The 5267-nt window shown below is 55.5% G+C and carries 5 protein-coding genes and 1 pseudogene; 3 read left to right on the top strand and 3 right to left on the bottom strand.

What is annotated here, in order from left to right; translation table 11 throughout:
* Positions 1-219: 219 nt before the first annotated feature.
* From secB to ACTG33_RS15940, 3 genes are all read right to left on the bottom strand, one after another.
* Positions 220-726 carry a protein-export chaperone SecB gene (secB, locus tag ACTG33_RS15950; protein WP_439136212.1) on the bottom strand — a complete coding sequence of 169 codons (507 nt, stop codon included), beginning with the start codon at positions 724-726 and terminating at the stop codon, positions 220-222.
* Between the two features lie 175 nt (positions 727-901).
* Entirely contained in the window at positions 902-1159 is a 258-nt protein-coding gene (gene grxC, locus ACTG33_RS15945) for a glutaredoxin 3 (protein ID WP_439136211.1), read from the bottom strand.
* Between the two features lie 27 nt (positions 1160-1186).
* Entirely contained in the window at positions 1187-1561 is a 375-nt protein-coding gene (locus tag ACTG33_RS15940; protein WP_439136213.1) for a rhodanese-like domain-containing protein, read from the bottom strand.
* Positions 1562-1847: 286 nt separating this feature from the next.
* On the opposite strand from ACTG33_RS15940, the gene gpmI reads away from it, so the two are divergent.
* The 3 genes and pseudogenes from gpmI to ACTG33_RS15925 all read left to right on the top strand — a co-directional run.
* Positions 1848-3395 (top strand): 2,3-bisphosphoglycerate-independent phosphoglycerate mutase, encoded by a 1548-nt coding sequence (gene gpmI, locus ACTG33_RS15935; protein WP_439136210.1) that lies wholly within the window; start codon positions 1848-1850, stop codon positions 3393-3395.
* A 204-nt stretch (positions 3396-3599) separates the two neighbouring features.
* Positions 3600-4739, top strand: coding sequence for a murein hydrolase activator EnvC family protein (locus tag ACTG33_RS15930; RefSeq protein WP_439136209.1), 1140 nt, complete (start codon positions 3600-3602; stop codon positions 4737-4739).
* Positions 4740-5054: 315 nt separating this feature from the next.
* Positions 5055-5267, top strand: a pseudogene (locus tag ACTG33_RS15925) (hypothetical protein); the annotation flags it as partial.

Raw genomic sequence — 5267 nt, 5'->3', positions numbered from 1 at the left:
CACCGTAGGTCGTCACTGCGCCCTCGGGAATGGCCCCAATCAAACGCACCACGGCCTGGCTGAAGGGTGCCAGCTCAGACAATTCATCCGGGGTCATCACTCTCTGATCTCCACGGTGTAGTTCTCAAACCAAGATAGTTCTCAAAACCAAAATAGCTCTCAAAACCAAAAAAACCCCGCAAATGCGAGGCTTTTCAGAATCACTAAACTCAGTTGAGCTTAGTTAACGGTTGCTTCACCCGCTTCGCCTTCAGCTTTCTGTTTGGCCTGGGCAATCGCCTGAGCAAACAGAGCGTCAAAGTTGATCGGTGGCAACATCAGGGCAGGGAAGCTGCCTTTGGTGATGACGTTGTCGATCGCTTCACGAGCGTACGGGAACAGAATGTTCGGGCAAACCGTGTTGAGAACCTGAGCCAGTTGCTGACCTTCGATGCCTTTAACGCCAAACAGGCCGGCCTGATGCACTTCCACCAGGAAAGCAGTCTCTTCTTCCAGTTTAACCGTGATGGTCAGAGTCAGAACCACTTCATACAGACCGTCTTCAATTTTGTTGGTCTTGGTGTTCAGCTCTTGATTCACCTGTGGCTTCCACTGCTTGCGGAAGGCTTCAGCCCCCATAGGCGCTTCGAAAGACAGATCTTTCAGATAGATGCGCTGCATCGCAAATTGTTGTCCTGCCTGCTCTGCGGCGCCTTCTGGTGTTTCGGTGGTTTGTTCGTCAGCCATAATACTGTCTTCGCTCTTTATAATTGGGGGTTAATCTAATTAGGGTTTCGTCATGCTGCTGTCAGGCTCAAAACGAGCCTTAAGTTGGATAAGTTATGGGGGCTGCCCAAATGAAATCAACCCCGAAACAACAGATTTTACGATTTGGACGCCGGATCGTTTCTTACTCGGCTTCTTACCCGGCCGCCAGCATCTCGTCCAGATCGCCGCTGCGCTCCAGCGCCATCAACTCATCACAACCACCCACGTGGTGCTCACCCACCCAGATCTGAGGCACGGTGCGACGCCCACTTTTGGCCATCATTTCCTGACGCAGCTCGGGGTTGTTATCCACACTGATGTCCGTGTACGCCACGGCCTTATGATCCAACAGCCCCTTGGCGCGGACACAGAACGGGCAATAACGGGTGGTGTAGAGGGTAACAGCAGACATAATAAATTCTCTAGTTCAGCTCTTTGATTATTTCACCAGGGGCAGGTTTTGCCCCTGCCACTCACTGATACCGCCTTGCAGACGGCTGACCTCGAAGCCTTTGGACTTCAGTGTGCGGCCGGCAGCGCCGGTGTGCTGGCCCATTTTGTCCACCAGCAGCAGGGTTTTGCTTTTGTGGCCTTCCAGCTGCGGCAACTGCTCTGCCAGCTTGTTGTGAGGGATATTCACAGCATCGACAATATGACCGGCTTTAAACTCTTTCGCCTCACGCAGATCCACCACCACGGCTTCACCGTTGTTGATGATGCGGGTTGCACTGTGAATCGACAGCGTCGATCCGCCCTTGCGACCCTCGGTCCAGAAATAAGCGGCCACCAATACGATCAACACACTGACCAGCATCCACTGCTCGCTCACAAAAATTAGGATATTTTCCACAGAATCTCACGTCCTACACAAATTGAAATCGATTCCGACCGCCCAGGCAGCCGACAAAGGCGTGGAGTATACACGAATGAATTGTGTGAATCAGGCACAGCCTATGCATTCGATAGCCCAGCCCCAATGGAGTTGCACCGGTGAAACCGGTAGAATTGGCAACTTTACAAGGGTCGGCTGCGCTACATCCAACAAAGGCTTGCTGCGGCACCCCCAGGATTCCACCCATCACCGGACACTGACATTCGCCATGACTGATGTAAAAAAACCTTTGGTACTGCTGATTCTCGACGGCTTCGGCTACTCTGAACACGCGAAATACAACGCCATTCAAGCGGCCAAATCACCCGTCTGGGACAGCGTCTGGAGTGAGCGCCCACACACCCTTATACACACGTCCGGCATGGCTGTAGGCCTTCCCGAAGGGCAGATGGGGAACTCCGAAGTCGGCCACATGACACTGGGTGCCGGCCGGGTGGTGTACCAAAACTTTACCCGCATCAACAAGGCCATCACCGACGGCGACTTTTTCACCAACCCGGTGTACGTCGATGCGGTCGATAAAGCCGTCAGCAACGGCAAAGCCGTACACATTCTCGGCCTGCTGTCGCCCGGTGGCGTTCACAGTCACGACGACCACATTAAGGCAGCCGTCGATCTTGCCGCCCAACGTGGTGCAAAAGAAGTCTACGTACACGCGTTCCTCGACGGCCGCGATGTGCCCCCGCGCAGCGCCGAGAACCCGCTGAAGGAAACCGAAGACAAGCTGCGTGATCTGGGCGTGGGCCGTGTGGCCAGTATCATCGGTCGTTTTTTCGCACTGGATCGCGACAACCGCTGGGATCGCGTGCAGCAGGCCTACGATCTGCTGACCACCGGCCAGGCCGATTACCAGGCAACCAGTGCCGTTGAAGGCCTGATGGCCGCTTACGATCGCGACGAGAACGATGAATTCGTCAAAGCCACTGTGATCGCCGCTGAAGGTGAAAGCGCTGCCACCATCAACGATGGCGACGCAGTTCTGTTTATGAACTTTCGTCCTGATCGCGCCCGTGAAATCACCCGCGCGTTTGTGGAAGACGACTTTGACGGCTTCACCCGCAGCGCTCGTCCAGCACTGGCGGCCTACGTTCAGACCACCGAATACGCGGCAGACATCGATGCGCCGATCGCCTTCCCGCCCGCCGATCTGGTGAACTCCTTTGGCGATGTCATGGCCAAGGCCGGCAAACAACAGTTGCGTATCGCCGAAACTGAGAAATACGCCCACGTGACCTTCTTCTTCAGTGGCGGACAGGAAGACACCTACAGCGGCGAAGACCGCATTCTGATTCCGTCACCGGACGTTGAAACCTACGATCAGCAGCCGGAAATGAGTGCCCCCGAAGTGACCGCAAAGCTGGTGGAAGCCATTGAGTCCGGCAAGTACGACACGATTATCTGCAACTACGCCAATTGTGATCAGGTAGGCCACACCGGTGATTTCGACGCTTCCGTAAAAGCCGTTGAAGCCGTGGACAGCTGTCTGGCCGAAGTATTTGCCGCACTGGAAAAAGTCGGTGGCGAAGCGCTGGTGACGGCCGATCACGGCAACGTCGAAGAGATGTTCGATGAAACCTCCGGCCAAAAACACACCCAGCACACCACCCTGCCGGTGCCGTTTGCCTATGTTGGCCCGCGTCAGCTACAGCTGAAAAACGGCGGCAGTCTGGCCGACGTCGCTCCCACCATGCTGGCTCTGCTGCAAGTGGAACAACCGGCGGAGATGACTGGCCAGAATCTGGTTGAGCTGGATTAAGCGGGCCCTGTCCTGAACTGGCTCTGTCCTGGACTGGCTCCAGACTAGCCAGGATCAACACCGTAGAGCTTAATCTCTCAGGCGCCCAGCCCTTTGGGCGCCGACTCCAGCCGGAAGCACGCCCCCATACCCAGCAACGTCGGGATCCGCTACACTGACTTTTCGAATTTTCGACATTCCAATTTCCTACGGGTAAACGTATTTATGTTGAGGCACAGCCTGATCGCTCTCTGCCTGCTGTTCGCCAGCGGCAGCTTCGCCCAATCCTCCAGCGACGAGGACTACCAGGCGAAACTGGAAGAACTGAAAGAATCCATCGCCCAGCTCAAGTCTGAGCTCAATAAAGTGAAATCCAGCCGCGACCAATTGCAGAACGACCTGCAATCGTCCGAAGTGGATATCGGCGCCCTGGTGAAAAAAATAGAGACGCTCCAGGGGGAGCTTGCCAGCCAAAAAAAGCAACTAGCGCAACTCAACCAGAAGCAGGATGAGTTGCAAGCCGCCCGCCAACAGCAGCAAGCGCAGATAGCCGAATACATCAACGCCGCTTACCGAATGGGCCAGCAGAGCCAGCTTAAACTGCTCCTCAATCAGGAGCAGCCGGAAAAGCTCGCCCGCATGTCCCGCTACTATCGCTATTTCCTCGACGCCCGGGCCGATAAGATCGACACCTATCTGGATACCCTGGCCGAGCTGGACACCATCAAACCACGCATCGAAGCCCGCACTCAGGAGTTGCTCGACAGCCAACAACAGCTGAAGCAGCGTCACCAGCAACTGACGCTGAAGCAGAGCGAGCGGGAGAAAACCCTCGCCCGATTAAGCCAGAGTATTCAGCGCAAAGACGAACAGCTGAAGCAAAAGTCCCAGGATCAGCAGCGTCTGGAGCGCCTGATTGAAGAAGTCAGTGCCGCCATCGCCAACCTCACCCTGCCCGGCGACGGCCAGCCCTTTGCCAAGCGCCGCGGCAAAATGACGATGCCCGCTGAGGGCAAACTGCTGAAGAAATTTGGCCACACCAAAGTGGCAGGAAAGCTGAACTGGGAAGGGGTTTTGATTGGCGCCAAAGCTGGCAACAAGGTCACGGCCATCCACCACGGACGAGTCGTATTCGCCGATTACCTGCGTGGCCAGGGCCTGTTGATGATCATCGACCACGGCGACGGTTATATGAGCCTGTACGCCCACAACCAGGCTCTGCTGAAAGAGGCCGGCGATTGGGTAAACAGCGGGGAAACCATTGCCCGCGTTGGCAACAGCGGTGGCCAGTCGCAAGCCGGCCTCTATTTCGAGATCCGCCACAAAGGCAAACCCACCAATCCAACGCTTTGGTGCAAGTTATGAAGATGGGATGTACGTTATCAACATGGGGTGGTGTACGTTATCAACATGGGATGCACCTTATAAACGGTGGCATACGTCATAAACGGAGATTCAGCCATGATGCCAAGCACGGAACTTCGTCGTCCTGTTCGCATCCAATTGACAGGAACCCGACCCGGTTAACCGTCTACAATTAGAGAAAGATTCTGTTTTTTCAGGGATTAAAGTTTCTGTTGTTCATAGATTAACAGCCTACTCCGTCATCGCGCTCAGGATTGCTGCTCCAGCTACCCGAACCCCCATGACAGAACCCCATCCAGCCATTTGGAGTCAACCATGCCGCTATCCTCACTCTTTCGCCCACTGGCGCTGATGATCGCTGTCGCCAGCCTGAATAGCCCACTGGCTTTGGCGGAGGAGACAGCACCGGTCCAACCTCAGGTTCCCCCGGCCACAGACGCCACCAGTGCCGCAGATGCTGAAGCTCAGGGTTTGTTGCCCCTGGACGACCTGCGCACCTTCACCAAGGTCTATGAACACATCCGTCAG

This window comes from Pseudomaricurvus sp. (assembly GCF_965662505.1).
Classification (GTDB): Bacteria; Pseudomonadota; Gammaproteobacteria; order Pseudomonadales; family Cellvibrionaceae; genus Pseudomaricurvus.
This window is presented reverse-complemented; position numbering and strand designations above follow the sequence as displayed.